Origin of the sequence: Streptomyces fractus, assembly GCF_049844455.1 — a bacterium.
GTDB lineage: Bacteria > Actinomycetota > Actinomycetes > Streptomycetales > Streptomycetaceae > Streptomyces > Streptomyces fractus.
Map to the genome: position 1 here is coordinate 6,913,157 of NZ_JBMYHI010000002.1, position 17,414 is coordinate 6,930,570.

The window sequence follows — 17,414 nt, forward strand, 5'->3', positions numbered from 1 at the left end:
CCTCTACGGCACAGGCCGTCCAGTGAGAGGAGAGGCGCAGGTCATCTACGGTGACTGGCCATGACCACGAACGATCGACCCGCAACCGCCCTTGGCTCCTTCGCCGTCCGCGTCCCGGACGTGGACCTCGAACCCGAGCCCCTCGACCCCGCACAGATCGTCTCCGGCGCCCCCGAGGTGACCGGAAAGGTGCTGTGGGAGTCGCCCGACGGCAAGCAGCTGCGCGGCATCTGGCAGATCACGCCCGGCGTGGTCACCGACACCGAGGCGAACGAGCTGTTCGTGGTCGTCAGCGGTCGTGCCACCGTGGAGGTCGAGGGCGGCGAAAGCCTGGAACTGGGTCCCGGCACGGCCGCGGTGCTGCGCGAGGGCGACCGGACGACGTGGACGGTGCACGAGACCCTGCGCAAGGCGTACCACATCACCCTGAGCTGAGCTCCGCGCGAACGTCCGCTGCCGCTACGGGAGTTGGGCCCGCCGCGTGAACAGGGCCAACGCCCCGAGCGGGAGCAGCAGGCAGGCCGCGGCCAGGTTCAGCCACGCGTAGCTGGCCGTCGCCACCACGATGCCCGCCGTCGCGCCGCCGATTCCCGCCGACAGGCTCGTCGTCAGGTCGGAGAGCCCCTGCGCGGCGGCCCGCGCGGCCTGCGGCACGGAGTCGGTGAGCAGCGCGGAGCCCGCCACGAGCCCGGCGGACCAGCCGAGCCCGAGCAGGAACAGCGCCGCCGCGCTCTGCCCGTGGCTTGCGCCCGCGGTACCGGCGAGCAGTGCCGCGCACGCGAGGAGTCCCACGGCGAGCCCGATCACCGTGAGCCTCCCGAACTTGTCGGCCAGACGGCCCATCACCGGCGAGAAGGCGTACATGCCGGCGATGTGCCCGCTGATCACGAGCCCGATCAACTCGATGCCAGCGCCGTGGTGTTCGAGGTCCACAGGGGTCATCGACATGACGGACACCATCGCCGTGTGCGACACCGCCACCGTCACGAGCGCGAGCCGGGCGCGTGGCGAGGCGGACACGGCCGCGAAGCCCGCGCGTATGGAGCGCGCGGCGGGCGACTGTTCCTCGGCGGGCGCCAGGGCCCGCGCGGTCAACAGGGGGTCGGGGCGCAGCAGTACGTGCACCACGACCGCCGATATCAGGAACACCCCGGCCGCCCACACAAAAGGCCCCGCCTCCGCCGGTATGCCGAGCCCGGAGACGCTGCGGCCCGCGGGCGCCGCTATGTTCGGCCCGAGGACGGCGCCGATCGTGGTGGCCCACACGACGGTCGAGATGGCGCGGGCCCGCCGGTCCGGCTCGGCCAGATCGGCGGCCGCGTACCGGGCCTGGAGGTTGGCGGAGGACGCCGCGCCGAAACCCATCAGCCCGATGAGCAGCAGCGGAAAGCTGCCGATCGCCGCGGCGACGACGGTCACGACGGCGCCCAACATGCCGATCAGATAGGCCAGTACGAGCCCGGCCCGCCGCCCCCGGGCGTTCATCAGCGCCGCCAACGGCACGGAGAGCACCGCGGTCCCCGCGACGCTCGCCGTGGACGCAAGACCGGAGAGCGCCTCGTCCCCACTGACCTTCTTGGCGAGCACGGCGGCCAGCGCGATCCCGGTGGCGGTCCCGAGCCCACCCAAAATCTGCGACGCCACAAGCACCCGCTGCGTCCGCCGCTGCAGAGGCCCGACCCCAAGCCCGGCCCCGGGTTCCGCGGCCGGCCCGAGGCCTGCCGCGCGCCCGACGTCTTCGGCCCGTCCGGCGTCTCCCGCGTGCTTGAAGTCTTCAGGGCGCCCGGTGTCGTCGACGCGTCCGAAGTCTCCCGCTGGCCCGAGATGCTCGGCCTGCCTGAAGCCGCCGGCTCGCCAGAGGTGTCCTGCGCGCCCGAGGCCTCCTGCCCGTCCGAAGTCTGCAGCGCGCCTGTGGTCTTCGGCCCTCCGGAGGTCTGCCGCGCGCCCGGTGTCGTTGGCGGGTCCGGCGCCTGCCGTGCGCCCGGTGTCGTCAGCGTGGCCGAGGTCTCCCGCGCGCCCAGTGTCGTCGGTGTGTTCGACGCCCTTGGGCTGGCCGTTGTCCGGCGTGTGGCCGGCCCCCGTGGGTGTGGCCTTCGGTCGTTCGAGTCGTTCCTCGTCCGTGCTCAACGCACACCCCCCGCCCCGATCACCCCTGCGGACTCCGCGCGTCCGCCACGCCCCAGGACCGTCTCAGAACAACGGCTCGGGCAACACCCCTTCAAGCGCGAGCAACTTCCGCTTCGTCTCGAGGCCGCCCCCGAAGCCGCCGATCCCGCCGTCGCGCTCCACGACCCGGTGGCACGGCACCACGACCGGCAGCGGGTTCGAACCCATCGCGAGGCCCACGGCCTGCGCGGCTCCCGGCTGTCCGACCCGGCGGGCCAGATCCCCGTACCCGACGACCGCCCCGTACGACACCCCGGCGAACAGCTCGCGCAGTACCTCCCGGTTGAACCCGGTGATAAGCGACCAGTCCAGCGGCACGTCGAACTCGCGGCGACGGCCGGCGAAGTACTCCGCGAACTGCCGTATCGCCTCCGCGAGCAAGGGAGAGTCGGGCGCCTCGACGGGCTCGGTCCCGAGCCGGGAGCCGAGCCGGTCGAGTGCCTTGTCCCGCACCGCGTCGGTGGCGTGGAAGACCACGTTCACCAGACCGGCGTCCGTCGCGGCGAGCAGCAGCGGTCCGATGCCGCCGCTGCGCACGACGGCCCACACCGCCTGCCGCGGCTCGGCGGTAGTGGTCTCGATCGGTCCAGTGGCGTTCATGCCGACCACGGTACGACCGGGCACTGACAACGCCGGACGGGTCAGCCGCCGACGGCCTTCCGCACCACGTCAGGGGCGTTGCTGATGATCCCGTCCACGCCGAGGCCGGCCACCTTCTGCGCGGTCTTCGCGTCGTTCACGGTCCAGGCGTAGGACTCGAGCGGCTTGCCGTGCGGCCCCTTGAGCGCGTGCACCGCCTTGACGTAGTCCGCCGAGATCGTCGTGTGCGACGGATTGATCTGGTCGGCGAACTTCGCGTACGCGGGCAGCTCGGACACGGCGGGTGTGCCGAGGAAGCCCGTCTTGATGTCCGGGCGCCGCGCGTGCACGGTCCGCACACTGTCCGCGTTGAAGCTCTGGATGATCAGCCGGTGCTTGACGTCCCCGGGGTCCAGCCAGCCGTCCCTGCGCAGCTGGAGCAGGATCTGGTCCTCGATGCCCGGGTACAGCTCGGGCGACTTGATCTCCATGAGCAGCTTCTGGTGGTTGTGGTCGACGCGGCGCAGGTACTGGTGGAGCGTGGGGATCCGCGCGCCCGTGTACTCGGCGCCCTTCCAGCTGCCCGCGTCCAGCTTGGCGATCTCGCCCGAGGTGAAGTCGGCCACGTTCCACGGGGAGCGGTCGGGATAGAGCTGCTCGACGTTGGTGGTGCGAGCCAGCGTGGTGTCGTGGAGGACGACGAGTGCGCCGTCCTTGGTGCGCTGCACGTCGTTCTCGACCCAGGTGACCCCCAGGGCGTGCGCCCTGTCGATCGCGGCCAGGGTGTTCTCGGGTGCGTACGCGGAGGCACCGCGGTGGCCGACGACCACGGGGCTGTTGTGTCCGGAGGCGGCTTGCGCGGTGGTGGGCAGGACCAGGACACCGATGACGACGGAGCCCGCCGCTGCGGTCAGGGCGGCTGCTGCGCGTGCGTACACGTGTGCTCCTCATGCGTCGTGGGATCACGGACTGTACGAGATTGACAGCAGGGAGCGAACGAAGAGTAGGCGCAGGATGGTCACGAGTTGAACGGAGTCACTCAACTGCGGTCGACCCCCGTGCCGCGCGGCCGGTTTCTTTGCCGGAGAATCGTTCGGACGTTCCCGTGTGCGCTTTAATTTCTGCCTCACCCGCGGTCGCCTCGGTTGCCGTGCGCGAAGGGACGAGCTGCACACCTCACGGAAAACGGGCGGAAGGGCTGTCACGCATGCAGGGTTCGGTCGACGGCTTCAGTTACGGGATCGTCACGCCGGTGGTGGCCTATCTCATGGCCTGCCTCGGAGGCGCCCTGGGGCTGCGCTGCACCACCAGGTCCCTGCTCGTCGCCCACACCTGGCGGGTGGGCTGGCTCGCGCTCGGCTCCGCGGCGATCGGCTCCGGGATCTGGACCATGCACTTCATCGCGATGATGGGCTTCAGCGTGGAGGACATGCCGATCCGCTACGACCCGCTGACGACGTTCGCGAGTCTCGGTGTGGCCATCCTCATGGTCGGCATCGGCGTCTTCATCGTCGGCTACAAGGGCGCGACCGGCACCGCTCTGTTCACCGGGGGCACCATCACGGGCCTCGGAGTGGCGTCCATGCACTATCTCGGAATGGCCGGAATGCGTCTTCACGGGACGATCAGTTACAGCACGTTCACCGTGGTCGCGTCCGTGATCATCGCCATGGTGGCGGCGACCGCCGCCCTGTGGGCGGCCGTCCAGGTGCGGGGCATCATGTGGAGCCTCGGCGCGAGTCTGATCATGGGGCTCGCCGTCTCGGGGATGCACTACATGGCGATGGCGGGAGTCAGCGTCCACGCGCACAGGGACGCCGTCGGTTCCCCCGGAGGGGACTCGGCCGCCGCCATCCTCTGGCCCATGCTGATCGGCCCGCTGGGCTTCCTGCTCCTGGCCGGCGTGGTCGTCGTGTTCGACCCGTTGCTGGTCACGGGCCGCCCCGACTGGCGTGACAGCCGAGCGGCGGAGGACCGGCTCGGCACCCCCGCGCCGGCCGCCCCGCGCCTGCGCCGCCCCCTGGGGCGACCCGCCTCTCGCATCCCGCGGGACTGACACCCCGGAGTCCCTGAAGGCCGGGCCCGACAGTGGTTCGGGCCCGGTTGTCAGTGGTGGGTCGTACGGTGGATTCCATGCGGCCCGTATCCAAGATCGAACGCACGGTGGCACCTTTCGAGGTCGTCAGCCCGTACCAGCCCAGCGGTGACCAGCCAGCGGCCATCGCCGAGCTGGAGAAGCGCGTCACGGCAGGCGAGAAGGACGTCGTCCTGCTCGGCGCCACCGGCACCGGCAAGTCCGCCACCACGGCGTGGATGATCGAGAAGCTCCAGCGCCCCACGCTCGTGATGGCGCCGAACAAGACGCTGGCCGCCCAGCTGGCGAACGAGTTCCGCGAGCTGCTTCCGAACAACGCGGTCGAGTACTTCGTCTCGTACTACGACTACTACCAACCCGAGGCGTACGTTCCGCAGTCGGACACGTACATCGAGAAGGACTCCTCGATCAACGAGGAGGTGGAGCGCCTGCGCCACTCCGCGACGAACTCGCTGCTGACCCGCAGGGACGTCGTCGTGGTCGCCTCCGTCTCCTGCATCTACGGCCTCGGCACCCCGCAGGAGTACGTGGACCGCATGGTCCCCCTGAAGGTCGGGGACGAGATCGACCGGGACGACCTGCTGCGCCGCTTCGTCGACATCCAGTACACGCGCAACGACATGGCGTTCCAGCGCGGCACCTTCCGGGTGCGCGGCGACACCATCGAGATCTTCCCCGTCTACGAAGAGCTCGCGGTCCGCATCGAGATGTTCGGCGACGAGATCGAGTCGCTGTCCACCCTCCACCCCCTCACCGGCGAGGTCATCAGCGACGACGACTCGCTGTACATCTTCCCGGCGACGCACTATGTGGCGGGCCCGGAGCGCCTGGAGCGCGCGGCCAACGACATCGAGAAGGAGCTGGAGGAGCGCCTCGCCGAGCTGGAGAAGCAGGGCAAGATGCTCGAGGCCCAGCGCCTGCGCATGCGCACCACGTACGACCTGGAGATGCTCCGCCAGATCGGCTCCTGCTCCGGCGTGGAGAACTACTCGATGCACTTCGACGGCCGCGAGCCCGGCTCCCCGCCGAACACACTGCTCGACTACTTCCCGGACGACTTCCTGCTCGTCATCGACGAGTCGCACGTCACGGTGCCGCAGATCGGCGCCATGTACGAGGGCGACGCCTCCCGCAAGCGCACCCTCGTGGACCACGGCTTCCGCCTGCCCTCCGCGCTCGACAACCGCCCCCTGAAGTGGGAGGAGTTCCAGGAGCGCATCGGCCAGACCGTCTACCTGTCGGCGACCCCCGGAAACTACGAGCTCTCGCGCGCGGACGGGCACGTCGAGCAGATCATCCGCCCCACCGGGCTCGTCGACCCGGAAGTCGTCGTGAAGCCCACCGAGGGGCAGATCGACGACCTGGTGCACGAGATCCGTACGCGGACGGAGAAGGACGAGCGCGTCCTGGTCACCACGCTCACGAAGAAGATGGCCGAGGACCTCACGGACTACTTCATCGAGCTCGGCATCCAGGTCCGCTATCTGCACAGCGACGTCGACACGCTGCGCCGCGTCGAGCTGCTGCGCGAGCTGCGCGCGGGCGAGTTCGACGTGCTGGTCGGCATCAACCTGCTGCGTGAGGGCCTCGACCTCCCCGAGGTCTCCCTGGTCGCGATCCTCGACGCGGACAAGGAGGGCTTCCTGCGCTCCGGCACGTCCCTGATCCAGACCATCGGCCGCGCGGCGCGAAACGTCTCGGGGCAGGTCCACATGTACGCCGACAAGATCACCCCGGCGATGGAGAAGGCCATCGACGAGACCAACCGCCGCCGGGAGAAGCAGGTCGCGTACAACGAGGCGCACGGGATCGACCCGCAGCCCCTCCGCAAGAAGATCAACGACATCGTGGCGTCCATCGCGCGCGAGGACGTCGACACGGAGGAGCTGCTCGGCACCGGTTACCGCAAGGGCGGCAAGGACGGAAAGGGTGCCAAGACCCCCGTGTCCTCGGCCGGCAAGGCGGACAAGGCGCCGGCCAGGAAGAAGCGCGGCAAGGCGGAGGAGACGGTTCCCACCGACCGGCCCGCGGCCGAGCTGTCCGAGGAGATCGAGGAGCTGACCGAGCGGATGCGGGCCGCCGCCGCCGACCTTCAGTTCGAGGTCGCGGCACGGCTGCGCGACGAGGTGTCGGAGATGAAGAAGGAACTGCGGCAGATGAAGGAGGCAGGCATCGCCTGACCTGCCACGACGGGCGGGGTGGCGGGGACGTGTCGCAGGACCGCCACAAAACCCCGCCCGCGATGGCCGTGTTGTCAGTGCGGCCCTCTAGGGTTTGGACCAACCGCGTACATGGCGCGGCAACAGGGGACGGTTCGAGAGGGGACAGTGCGTGGGCATCGACTTGACCAAGGGTCAGGCCATCAGCCTGGAGAAGCAGGGCGGGGGCACCCTCACCGCCGTACGGATGGGACTCGGCTGGCAGGCGGCCCCTCGGCGCGGCCTGTTCGGCACCCGCACGCGCGAGATCGATCTCGACGCGTCGGCGGTCCTCTTCGCCGACAAGCAGCCCGTCGACGTGGTGTTCTTCCGCCACCTCGTCAGCGACGACGGCTCGGTGCGGCACACCGGTGACAACCTGGTCGGTGGCGCGGGACAGGGCGGCGACGACGAATCGATCGTCGTCGACCTGCAGCGGGTCCCGGTCCACATCGACCAGATCGTCTTCACGGTCAACTCCTTCACGGGACAGACCTTCCAGGAGGTGCAGAACGCGTTCTGCCGCCTGGTCGACGAGACGAACGGGCAGGAGCTCGCCCGCTACACGCTCGACGGCGGGGGAAAGTACACGGCGCAGATCATGGCGAAGGTGCACCGTGCGGGCAGTGGCTGGAAGATGACGGCCCTGGGCGCGGCGGCCAACGGCCGCACGTTCCAGGACCTGATGCCGGCGATCCTGCCCAGCCTGTAGCGGCCCCACGATGGCGGCCGAACTGGTGAGGGGTCAGAACCACCCCCTCACCCGGACCCGTCTGGAGATCCGGGTGTCGGCCGGCCACCCGGTCGTCGCGTGCGCCACGCTCGCCGACGACCGGGGCGCCGTGCGGGGCGCGGACCGGATCGCCCACCCCGGCGCGCCCGCGCGGCCTGGCCTCGACGTCCCGCGCCAGGCCGCGGCCGACCATCGCCCGGCCGTCGACCTGGACGCGATGCCGTAGGACGTGCACCGCGCCACCGTGCTGCTCGCGCGTGCCGCCCACACCGCCGTCCTCCACGCGGCCCGGCTGCTCGCGGCTCATCCGGCGGGCGGGTTCAGCGTGCACGTCATCGACCAATGGGGTCTCCCCTGCTCGAGCGGATTCGAGAGCTTGGGGAAGGCCACCGCGGACACGCTGACGCGGCTGACCGAGCGCGTCGACCTCGTACAGATGGCGGTCCGGGCGGGCGCGGCCGACGCGCTGCCGGCGGACCTGGACGTCGCCGAGCAGCTCCTGATCGTGCACGACTTCCCGCACGGCTTCGACGACCGGTCCGTCACCCGGCTGCGCTACCTCGCGGAGGAGGGGCCGGGGGTCGGCGTGCACCTGATGCTCGTGGTCGACCGGGAGGACGCGGCCGAGTACGGACCGCTGCTGGACCCGCTGTGGCGCACGCTCCTGCGCCTGACGCCCGTCCCCGACGACCACCTGGCCGACCCCTGGGTGGGCCACGCATGGACGTACGAGCCGCCGACGCTCCCGCCGGGCAGCGGAATCCTGCGACAGGTGCTCGCGGAGGTGACAAAAGCCCGTCGGAAGGCGGACCTCTGACCTGCACTTTTGGTGACGTCTTTACCTTTACCTTTACCTTTCATGGGTGTTTCTAGTACGCTCCTTGACGCGGAGGGGAGTACTCCAACGCGGCGTTCCCGTCAGTACGGACGACAGGCCAGAAGGCGGTCGATCCCGGGGCGCCGGCCCGAGACGCGCAAGGCGCTCGGGTGGAAGAGACCTCCGGCAGCGACGACGCTGATCAGTAGCCGTACGACGCCGGAGGCGCAGTAGTGGACGTATCAATGACTGTGTGGGTGCTGACCGTTCTCGGTCTGTGCGCCCTCATCGCGGTCGACTTCTTCATCGGGCGCAAGCCCCACGACGTGTCGATCAAGGAAGCGGGCATCTGGACGGTCGTCTGGATCGTGCTCGCCGCGCTGTTCGGCGTCGGCGTCATGGTCTGGGGCTCCAGCCAGGCCGGCGGCGAGTTCTTCGCGGGCTTCATCACCGAGAAGTCGCTCAGCGTGGACAACCTCTTCGTCTTCATCCTGATCATGGCGAAGTTCTCGGTGCCCACCCACCTGCAACAGCGGGTGCTGCTGTTCGGCGTGCTGATCGCGCTCGTACTGCGGGCGATCTTCATCGCGGCGGGTGCGGCGGTCATCGCCAACTTCTCGTGGGTCTTCTACATCTTCGGCGCCTTCCTCCTGTACACCGCCTGGAAGCTCATCAAGGAGGCCATGGCGGACGAGGAAGAGGAGGAGTTCGAGGAGAATCGCGTCCTTAAGTCGATCGAAAAGAAGTTCGGCGTCGCGGACCGGTACCACGGCACGAAGCTCTTCATCCAGCAGCACGGCAAGAAGGTCATGACACCGCTCCTGGTCGTCATGCTCGCCATCGGCATGACCGACGTGCTGTTCGCGATGGACTCGATCCCGGCGATCTTCGGCCTGACCCAGGACCCGTACATCGTCTTCACCGCCAACGCGTTCGCGCTGATGGGCCTGCGCCAGCTGTACTTCCTCATCGGTGGCCTGCTCAAGAAGCTGGTGCACCTCAGCTACGGCCTGTCGGTCATCCTCGGATTCATCGGCGTGAAGCTGATCCTGCACGCGCTGCACGAATCCGGGGTGCACGTACCGGAGATCTCCATCCCGGTCTCGCTCTCCGTCATCTGCGGCGTCCTGATCATCACGACGATCACCAGCCTCATCGCCTCGAAGAAGCAGGCCGAGAGGGACGCGGCCGAAGCGGCTCAGAAGGACAGCATCGAGGCCTGACGGCGTCGAGCGTAGGAATTACCAGCACCGGGAGCGGTACGCGGCCGATTGCCGCGCGCCGCTCCCGGTGCTTCGTTGTGCCCTGAGCGCGTCCCGCGGGGGCGCGAGGGCACGACGGGGGAGGACCCCATGAAGTTCATCCAGATCATCGACTTCGAGTCCCAGCGGTTCGGCGAGATGCGGGAGGTGCTCGACGCCTTCGAGCAGCGGATGCAGGGCACCACGGGCGGCCCCACGCACCGGATGATGCTCAAGGACCGGGACACCACGGGCCGCTATCTCGCGGTCATCGAGTTCGAGTCCTACGAGGACGCGATGCGCAGCAACGAACGCCCCGAGGTGGCCGAGCTCAACCAGCAGCTGTCGGCCCTGTGCACCCGCCCGCCGGCCTTCATCAACTGCGACCTCAAGGACATGCGCGAACTCAAGTGACGTACGCGCGCGGCGCCCCGCGCCCGCCGGGGCGCCGCCGCCCGTGAAGTCGCGCCCCCACCCGGCCACGGGCACCATCGATGAATGATCACCAGAGTGCGGGCGCTGAGTACGCAGTGGACCGCGGTGGTGCCAGCGATCGCGATCGTGTTGCTCGCGTTCACCTGGGGGCGCGATCTGCCGGGCGTCGTGGTCGCCGTCGTCGCGGTGGTCCTCGCGGCCTCCGTACTCGCCGCCGTGCACCACGCGGAAGTCGTCGCCCACCGGGTCGGTGAACCCTTCGGTTCGCTCGTGCTCGCCGTGGCCGTGACGATCATCGAGGTCGCGCTGATCGTCACCTTGATGGCCGACGGCGGGGCCAAGAGCTCCACGCTCGCCCGCGACACCGTGTTCGCCGCCGTCATGATCACCTGCAACGGCATCGTCGGCGTCAGCCTGCTCGCGGCCGCGCTGCGGCACCGCGTGGCGATCTTCCAGTCCGAGGGCACCGGCGGAGCCCTCGCCACCGTGGCCACGCTCGCGACACTCTGCCTGGTGCTGCCGACTTTCACCACCAGCAAGCTCGGCCCGGAGTTCTCCACCTCCCAGCTGGTCTTCTCGGCCGTCGCCGCGCTCGTCCTTTACGGGCTCTTCGTCGCGACGCAGACCGTGCGCCACCGCGACTACTTCCTGCCGATCACCAAGCACGGCGAGGTGATCGACGCCGACGACCACGCCGACGTGCCGAGCACCCGGACCGCCCTGTTCAGCCTCGGCCTGCTCGCGCTCGCCCTGGTCGCCGTCGTCGGACTCACCAAGGGCGTCTCGAAGACGATCGAGCGAGGGGTCGAGGCGGCCGGCATGCCGCAGGCGGTCGTCGGCGTGATCATCGCGCTGCTCGTGCTGCTGCCCGAGACCATCGCGGCGCTCCGCGCGGCCCGCCGCGACCGCGTGCAGACCAGCCTCAACCTCGCGCTCGGCTCGTCCATGGCCAGCATCGGCCTCACGGTGCCGGCCGTCGCCATCGCCTCGTACTGGCTGACCGGGCCGCTCGTCCTCGGACTCGGCGCGACGCACATGGTGCTGCTCGCGCTGACCATGGTGGTCTCGACCCTCACCATCGTTCCGGGCCGTGCCACACCACTTCAAGGCGGCGTCCATCTGGTGATCCTGGCCGCGTACATCGAGCTCGCCGTCACGCCCTGACCGCCCGGTACCCACCGCCCCTCCGGGCGGTATTGGCGCCGTGATAGACCCTCAAGGAGCAAACGCTCTTCTACGGAGGTCCCTCGTGCCGCGCACGCTCGCCAACGCCCCGATCATGGTTCTCAACGGCCCGAACCTGAACCTGCTCGGCAAGCGCCAGCCGGAGATCTACGGCCGCGACACCCTCGCGGACGTCGAGGCCCTGTGCGTGAAGGCGGCCGCCGCGCTCGGCGCCACCGTGGACTTCCGCCAGTCCAACCACGAGGGCGAACTCGTCGACTGGATCCACGAGGCGCGCGAGAACCACGTCGGCGTGGTCATCAACCCGGCCGCCTACTCGCACACTTCGGTGGCGATCCTGGACGCGCTCAACACCTGCGACGGCATGCCGGTGGTGGAGGTCCACATCTCCAACATCCACCAGCGCGAGGAGTTCCGGCACCACTCCTACGTATCGCTGCGCGCCGACGGCGTGATCGCCGGATGCGGCGTGCAGGGCTACGCGTTCGGTGTGGAGCGAGTGGCGGCGCTCGCCGCGCCCGGGACGGCGCGGGCGTAGCGTCGCGCGCGGGTCACCAGCCCCGCTCGCGCCACTCCTGGACGTGGGGACGCTCGGCGCCCAGCGACGTGTCGTTCCCGTGTCCCGGGTAGACCCACGTCTCGTCCGGCAGCGTGCCGAAGATCTTCGTCTCCACGTCGTCGATGAGGCTCGCGAAGGCCTCGGGGTCCTTCCACGTATTGCCTACGCCGCCCGGGAAAAGGCAGTCACCGGTGAAGACGTGCGGGTGGCCGTGCGGGTCGTCGTAGATCAGGGCGATCGAGCCGGGCGTGTGGCCGACGAGGTGGCGGGCCGTGAGCGTGATCCGGCCGAACTCGATCGTGTCCCCGTCGGCGACGGGGACGTCCGTCGCCACCGGGATCCCCTCGACGTCCTCGCGCCCCGCGTACGTGCGCGCGCCGGTCGCCTCCACGATCTCCTGGAGGGCCTGCCAGTGGTCGCCGTGCCGGTGGGTGGTGACGACGGCCGCGATGCCGTCCTCGCCGATGAGGTGCCGCAGCGTCTCCGGCTCGTTCGCCGCGTCGATCAGGAGCTGCTGATCGGTCGCGCGGCAGCGCAACAAGTACGCGTTGTTGTCCATCGGGCCGACCGCGACCTTGGAGATCATCAGGTCCTGCAACTCGTGCACATCCGCCGGGCCGCCGACCTTCACCGCTCCGCTGTACGTCATGGAGTTCAGCCTAATCCTGTTCTACGGAGTCTCTACAGAGGGGGAAGGGCCGGGAGGGCGCCCCGGTCGACGGTGAGGGCGCCGCCGTCCCTGCGGCCCGCGAGCCAGCCCAGGAGGTCCGCCTGGCGGCCCTTGACGACGATGCCGAGCTCGGGGTCCGGGCTCGCGCCGGACTTGATCTCCTCCAGGGAGTACTTCTGCACGGCGCCCGTGGAGATCATCCGGCCGTCGTCCTGCTTGATCAGCAGGGGCGGCAGGCCCGGATGGTCACGGAACCGCCTCGCGAGGAAGTTGATCTCCCGCTGGGTGAACTCGGCGGAGAGGTCCTCCAGCTCGTATCCGATCCCGAGGTCCACGTGGTGCAGCTCGACCTCGGCCCAGCGCCGGAACGGCACGTTCGAGGCGAGATCCTTCACGCCGTTGCGCAGCTCCACCGTGCGGGCCCAGTCGGCGTCCTCGGCCCCCAGGCGCCGGAAGCGCTCGGCGCTGTCCTGTACGTCGCCGAGCTGCTCGCGCAGTCCGCGCGGGGCATCCCGTTCGATGTCGGCGTCGCGGGACCGGGCGCTCTCGTACATGGGGCGGCCCTCGAGGACGTTGACGAGCGCGTCCGCGTTGCGGGCCAGGTGGGCGAGGACGTGCCCGCGGCTCCACCCTGGAAGCCGTGACGGCTCCGCCACGGCGGCGTTGTCCAGGGTGCCGACCGCGGCGAGCAGCCGGTCGGTCGCTTCGCGTACTGAGGCCAGGTCGCGCACATGATCACTCATGGCGCCGACGATAGCCCCGCCACACGTTCGGGTGAAGGTGGCCTACGATCCGCATGAATCGAATGTGCGTGCTATATGGTCGAGGGCGGCGTCGGGCATCCTGGAAGTTCCGCGGGGCCCAGTTTGTTACCAACCAGGGAATCCGACCGGCGTTGTCAGTGGCTCCCTCTAGTCTTCGAAGGACAGCCTTCTCAGGGCCGCTCCGCCTCAGATCGCGGCGTGAGCGCCTCGAGAGTCAGACCTCGAGAGGCGGGGGCCCGCCCCTGTCACTTATCTCCAGAAAGGTGCGGACCGGCGTGGCCGACCGTCTCATCGTCCGTGGCGCGCGCGAGCACAATCTTCGGAATGTCTCGCTCGACCTCCCGCGCGACTCCCTCATCGTCTTCACCGGTCTGTCCGGCTCCGGTAAGTCCTCCCTCGCGTTCGACACGATCTTCGCCGAGGGCCAGCGCCGGTACGTCGAGTCGCTGTCCTCGTACGCGCGCCAGTTCCTCGGCCAGATGGACAAGCCGGACGTCGACTTCATCGAGGGCCTCTCCCCGGCCGTCTCGATCGACCAGAAGTCGACGTCGCGCAACCCGCGCTCCACGGTCGGCACCATCACCGAGGTCTACGACTATCTGCGCCTGCTCTTCGCGCGCGTCGGCAAGCCGCACTGCCCGGAGTGCGGCCGGCCCATCGCCCGTCAGTCGCCGCAGGCCATCGTCGACAAGGTCCTGGAGCTGCCCGAGGGCAGCCGCTTCCAGGTCCTGTCGCCGCTGGTGCGCGAGCGCAAGGGCGAGTTCGTCGACCTCTTCAGCGACCTCCAGACCAAGGGCTACTCCCGCGCGCGTGTGGACGGGCAGACGATCCAGCTGTCCGAGCCGCCGACGCTGAAGAAGCAGGAGAAGCACACGATCGAGGTGGTCGTCGACCGCCTCACCGTGAAGAGTTCCGCCAAGCGCCGCCTCACCGACTCCGTGGAGACCGCGCTCGGCCTGTCCGGCGGCATGGTCGTGCTCGACTTCGTCGACCTCCCCGAGGACGACCCGGAGCGCGAGCGCATGTACTCGGAGCACCTGTACTGCACGTACGACGACCTGTCCTTCGAGGAGCTGGAGCCGCGCTCCTTCTCCTTCAACTCGCCCTTCGGTGCCTGCCCCGACTGCACCGGCATCGGCACGCGCATGGAGGTCGACCCCGAGCTGATCGTCCCTGACGAGGACAAGTCGCTCGACGAGGGCGCCATCCACCCGTGGTCGCACGGGCACACCAAGGACTACTTCGGCCGCCTCATCGGAGCCCTCGCGGACGCCCTCGGCTTCCGTACGGACATCCCCTTCGCGGGCCTTCCGCAGCGCGCCAAGAAGGCGCTCCTGAACGGCCACAAGACGCAGATCGAGGTCCGCTACCGCAACCGGTACGGGCGCGAGCGCCGCTACACGACGCCCTTCGAAGGCGCCGTGCCGTTCGTGAAGCGCCGCCACAGCGAGGCCGAGTCGGACGCGAGCCGTGAGCGCTTCGAGGGCTACATGCGCGAGGTGCCCTGCCCGACCTGTGAGGGCACGCGACTGAAGCCGCTCATCCTGGCCGTCACGGTGATGGGCAAGTCGATCGCCGAGGTCTCGGCCATGTCGATCAGCGACTGCGCCGACTTCCTGAGCGAACTGAAGCTCAACGCGCGCGACAAGAAGATCGCCGAGCGCGTCCTGAAGGAGGTCAACGAGCGGCTGCGCTTCCTCGTCGACGTGGGCCTCGACTATCTGTCGCTCAACCGCGCGGCGGGCACGCTCTCCGGCGGCGAGGCCCAGCGCATCCGGCTCGCCACGCAGATCGGCTCCGGCCTCGTCGGCGTCCTATACGTGCTGGACGAGCCGTCCATCGGCCTGCACCAGCGCGACAACCACCGGCTCATCGAGACGCTCGTCCGGCTCCGCGACATGGGCAACACGCTCATCGTGGTCGAGCACGACGAGGACACCATCAAGGTCGCCGACTGGATCGTCGACATCGGCCCCGGCGCGGGCGAGCACGGCGGCAAGGTCGTGCACAGCGGCCCGTTGAAGGAGCTGCTGAGCAACGCCGAGTCGATGACCGGCCAGTACCTGGCGGGCAAGAAGGTCATCGCGATGCCGGACATCCGGCGGCCCGTGGACCCGGGGCGCCGCCTCACGGTGCACGGCGCCAAGGAGAACAACCTCCGGGACATCGACGTGTCGTTCCCGCTGGGCGTCCTCACGGCCGTCACCGGAGTCTCCGGGTCCGGCAAGTCGACGCTGGTGAACGACATCCTGTACACGCACTTGGCGCGGGAGTTGAACGGGGCGCGCTCCGTCCCCGGCCGGCACACGCGCGTGGACGGCGACGACCTCGTCGACAAGGTCGTGCACGTCGACCAGTCGCCCATCGGCCGCACGCCGCGGTCCAACCCGGCGACGTACACGGGAGTCTTCGACAACGTCCGCAAGCTGTTCGCCGAGACGACCGAGGCGAAGGTCCGCGGTTATCTGCCGGGGCGCTTCTCCTTCAACGTCAAGGGCGGCCGCTGCGAGAACTGTTCCGGTGACGGCACCATCAAGATCGAGATGAACTTCCTGCCGGACGTGTACGTCCCGTGCGAGGTCTGCCACGGCGCGCGGTACAACCGGGAGACCCTTGAGGTCCACTACAAGGGAAAGTCCATCTCCGAGGTCCTGGACATGCCGATCGAGGAGGCGCACACCTTCTTCGAGGCCGTCCCGGCGATCGCCCGCCACCTCAAGACGCTCAACGACGTGGGCCTCGGCTACGTCCGGCTCGGTCAGCCCGCGCCGACGCTCTCCGGTGGTGAGGCGCAGCGCGTGAAGCTCGCCAGCGAGCTGCAGAAGCGGTCCACTGGGCGCACGGTGTACGTGCTCGACGAGCCGACCACGGGTCTGCACTTCGAGGACATCAGCAAGCTCATCACGGTGCTCTCGGGCCTCGTCGACAAGGGCAACACGGTCATCGTCATCGAGCACAACCTCGACGTGGTCAAGACCGCGGACTGGGTCGTCGACATGGGCCCCGAGGGTGGCAACGGCGGCGGTCTCGTCGTCGCCGAGGGCACCCCGGAGGAGGTCGCGGCCGTCCCGACGAGCCACACCGGCAAGTTCCTGCGCGACGTCCTCGGCGCCGACCGGGTCAGCGACGCGGCCGTGCCCGCGGCGCGCCCCCGTAAGGCGGCGAAGAAGACCGTGGCGGCGACGAAGGCCCCGGCCAAGAAGACGGCCGCGGTGAAGGCGACGACCGCCAAGAAGGCGGCCACCAAGTCGACCACCACCAAGGCCGCCGCGAAGAAGGCGACCGGGAAGACCCGCAAGGCCTGACGGCGGTCCGGCCTCACCGGCCGACAAGCGAAGGCGCCCCGTGGATACTCCCCACGGGGCGCCAAGCGTTCACAGGACCCGGTTCTCTACCGGGCAGGGCCGCGCGGCTCTCCCCAGGCGGTGCGCCCTTCTCGCCGGGAAGGGGGCGCCTGGTCCTCTCCAGGCGGGGTGCCTGTTCTTACTGGCCACGGGCTCTCGGTCCTCTCCTGGCGGTGCGCCCCTTTCTCGCTAGGCAGGGGTCCCTGGCTCTCTCCAGGCAGGGCGCCCGTTCTCACTGGGCAGGGGCTCTCGAGCCTCACCAGGTAGGGGTGCCTGGTCCTCTCCAGGCAGGGCGCCCGATTCTCACTGGGCAGGGGCTCTCGAGCCTCACCGGGTAGGGGCGCATGGCCCTCTCCAGGCAGGGCGCCCGATTCTCACTGGGCAGGGGCTCTCGAGCCTCACCGGGTAGGGGCGCATGGCCCTCTCCAGGCAGGGCGCCCGTTCTCACTAGGCAGGGGTTCTCGGGTTTCTCCAGGCGGGGCGCCTTTCTCGCCGGGTAGGGGTGCCTGGTCCGATCCAGGCGGGGCGCCCGTTCTCACTGGGCAGGGGCTCTCGGCCTCACCAGGTGGGGTGCCCTTTCTCGCCGGGTAGGGGTGCCAGATCCGATCCAGGCGGGGCGCCCGATTCT

General features: G+C 69.5%; 15 protein-coding genes and 1 pseudogene. 11 read left to right on the forward strand and 5 right to left on the reverse strand.

Annotated elements, in window-relative coordinates:
* Nucleotides 1-60 precede the first annotated feature (60 nt).
* Nucleotides 61-435 (forward strand): cupin domain-containing protein, encoded by a 375-nt coding sequence (locus ACP4E5_RS33265; protein WP_425835223.1) that lies wholly within the window; start codon nucleotides 61-63, stop codon nucleotides 433-435.
* A 24-nt stretch (nucleotides 436-459) separates the two neighbouring features.
* Here the strand turns inward: ACP4E5_RS33265 and ACP4E5_RS33270 are convergent, their stop codons facing one another.
* The 3 genes from ACP4E5_RS33270 to ACP4E5_RS33280 all read right to left on the reverse strand — a co-directional run bounded on the left by ACP4E5_RS33270 (nucleotide 460) and on the right by ACP4E5_RS33280 (nucleotide 3,683).
* Nucleotides 460-1,671 carry an MFS transporter gene (locus tag ACP4E5_RS33270; protein WP_425841833.1) on the reverse strand — a complete coding sequence of 404 codons (1,212 nt, stop codon included), beginning with the start codon at nucleotides 1,669-1,671 and terminating at the stop codon, nucleotides 460-462.
* Nucleotides 1,672-2,190: 519 nt separating this feature from the next.
* Nucleotides 2,191-2,766, reverse strand: coding sequence for a methylated-DNA--[protein]-cysteine S-methyltransferase (locus ACP4E5_RS33275; protein WP_425835225.1), 576 nt, complete (start codon nucleotides 2,764-2,766; stop codon nucleotides 2,191-2,193).
* Between the two features lie 41 nt (nucleotides 2,767-2,807).
* Entirely contained in the window at nucleotides 2,808-3,683 is an 876-nt protein-coding gene (locus ACP4E5_RS33280) for a glycerophosphodiester phosphodiesterase (RefSeq protein ID WP_425835227.1), read from the reverse strand.
* Between the two features lie 269 nt (nucleotides 3,684-3,952).
* Here ACP4E5_RS33280 and ACP4E5_RS33285 point away from each other — a divergent pair, with 269 nt between their 5' ends.
* The 9 genes and pseudogenes from ACP4E5_RS33285 to aroQ all read left to right on the forward strand — a co-directional run bounded on the left by ACP4E5_RS33285 (nucleotide 3,953) and on the right by aroQ (nucleotide 11,987).
* Complete coding sequence (locus ACP4E5_RS33285) at nucleotides 3,953-4,801, forward strand: MHYT domain-containing protein (protein WP_425835229.1); 849 nt, start codon at nucleotides 3,953-3,955, stop codon at nucleotides 4,799-4,801.
* 77 nt (nucleotides 4,802-4,878) lie between these two features.
* Nucleotides 4,879-7,020 carry an excinuclease ABC subunit UvrB gene (gene uvrB / locus ACP4E5_RS33290; RefSeq protein WP_425835231.1) on the forward strand — a complete coding sequence of 714 codons (2,142 nt, stop codon included), beginning with the start codon at nucleotides 4,879-4,881 and terminating at the stop codon, nucleotides 7,018-7,020.
* A 163-nt stretch (nucleotides 7,021-7,183) separates the two neighbouring features.
* Complete coding sequence (locus tag ACP4E5_RS33295) at nucleotides 7,184-7,750, forward strand: TerD family protein (protein ID WP_425841835.1); 567 nt, start codon at nucleotides 7,184-7,186, stop codon at nucleotides 7,748-7,750.
* A 10-nt stretch (nucleotides 7,751-7,760) separates the two neighbouring features.
* Nucleotides 7,761-7,997 (forward strand): hypothetical protein, encoded by a 237-nt coding sequence (locus ACP4E5_RS33300; protein WP_425835233.1) that lies wholly within the window; start codon nucleotides 7,761-7,763, stop codon nucleotides 7,995-7,997.
* A gap of 33 nt (nucleotides 7,998-8,030) precedes the next feature.
* A pseudogene (locus tag ACP4E5_RS33305) lies at nucleotides 8,031-8,588 on the forward strand (TerD family protein); the annotation flags it as partial.
* A gap of 233 nt (nucleotides 8,589-8,821) precedes the next feature.
* Nucleotides 8,822-9,811, forward strand: a complete 990-nt coding sequence (locus tag ACP4E5_RS33310; RefSeq protein ID WP_425835235.1) for a TerC family protein — start codon at nucleotides 8,822-8,824, stop codon at nucleotides 9,809-9,811.
* Nucleotides 9,812-9,940: 129 nt separating this feature from the next.
* Nucleotides 9,941-10,243 carry a hypothetical protein gene (locus ACP4E5_RS33315; RefSeq protein WP_425835237.1) on the forward strand — a complete coding sequence of 101 codons (303 nt, stop codon included), beginning with the start codon at nucleotides 9,941-9,943 and terminating at the stop codon, nucleotides 10,241-10,243.
* A gap of 84 nt (nucleotides 10,244-10,327) precedes the next feature.
* Nucleotides 10,328-11,428 (forward strand): calcium:cation antiporter, encoded by a 1,101-nt coding sequence (locus ACP4E5_RS33320; RefSeq protein ID WP_425835239.1) that lies wholly within the window; start codon nucleotides 10,328-10,330, stop codon nucleotides 11,426-11,428.
* A gap of 85 nt (nucleotides 11,429-11,513) precedes the next feature.
* Nucleotides 11,514-11,987, forward strand: coding sequence for a type II 3-dehydroquinate dehydratase (aroQ, locus tag ACP4E5_RS33325; protein ID WP_425835241.1), 474 nt, complete (start codon nucleotides 11,514-11,516; stop codon nucleotides 11,985-11,987).
* A gap of 13 nt (nucleotides 11,988-12,000) precedes the next feature.
* Here aroQ and ACP4E5_RS33330 read toward each other — a convergent pair whose 3' ends face one another.
* Together ACP4E5_RS33330 and ACP4E5_RS33335 are read right to left on the reverse strand one after the other, a co-directional pair.
* On the reverse strand, nucleotides 12,001-12,657 hold the full coding sequence (locus ACP4E5_RS33330) for an MBL fold metallo-hydrolase (RefSeq protein ID WP_425835243.1): 657 nt from the start codon (nucleotides 12,655-12,657) through the stop codon (nucleotides 12,001-12,003).
* Between the two features lie 32 nt (nucleotides 12,658-12,689).
* On the reverse strand, nucleotides 12,690-13,421 hold the full coding sequence (locus tag ACP4E5_RS33335) for a maleylpyruvate isomerase family mycothiol-dependent enzyme (protein ID WP_425835245.1): 732 nt from the start codon (nucleotides 13,419-13,421) through the stop codon (nucleotides 12,690-12,692).
* 296 nt (nucleotides 13,422-13,717) lie between these two features.
* On the opposite strand from ACP4E5_RS33335, the gene uvrA reads away from it, so the two are divergent.
* Nucleotides 13,718-16,747: an excinuclease ABC subunit UvrA gene (gene uvrA / locus ACP4E5_RS33340; RefSeq protein ID WP_425835247.1), complete on the forward strand. Its 3,030-nt coding sequence runs from the start codon at nucleotides 13,718-13,720 to the stop codon at nucleotides 16,745-16,747.
* Nucleotides 16,748-17,414: the final 667 nt, after the last annotated feature.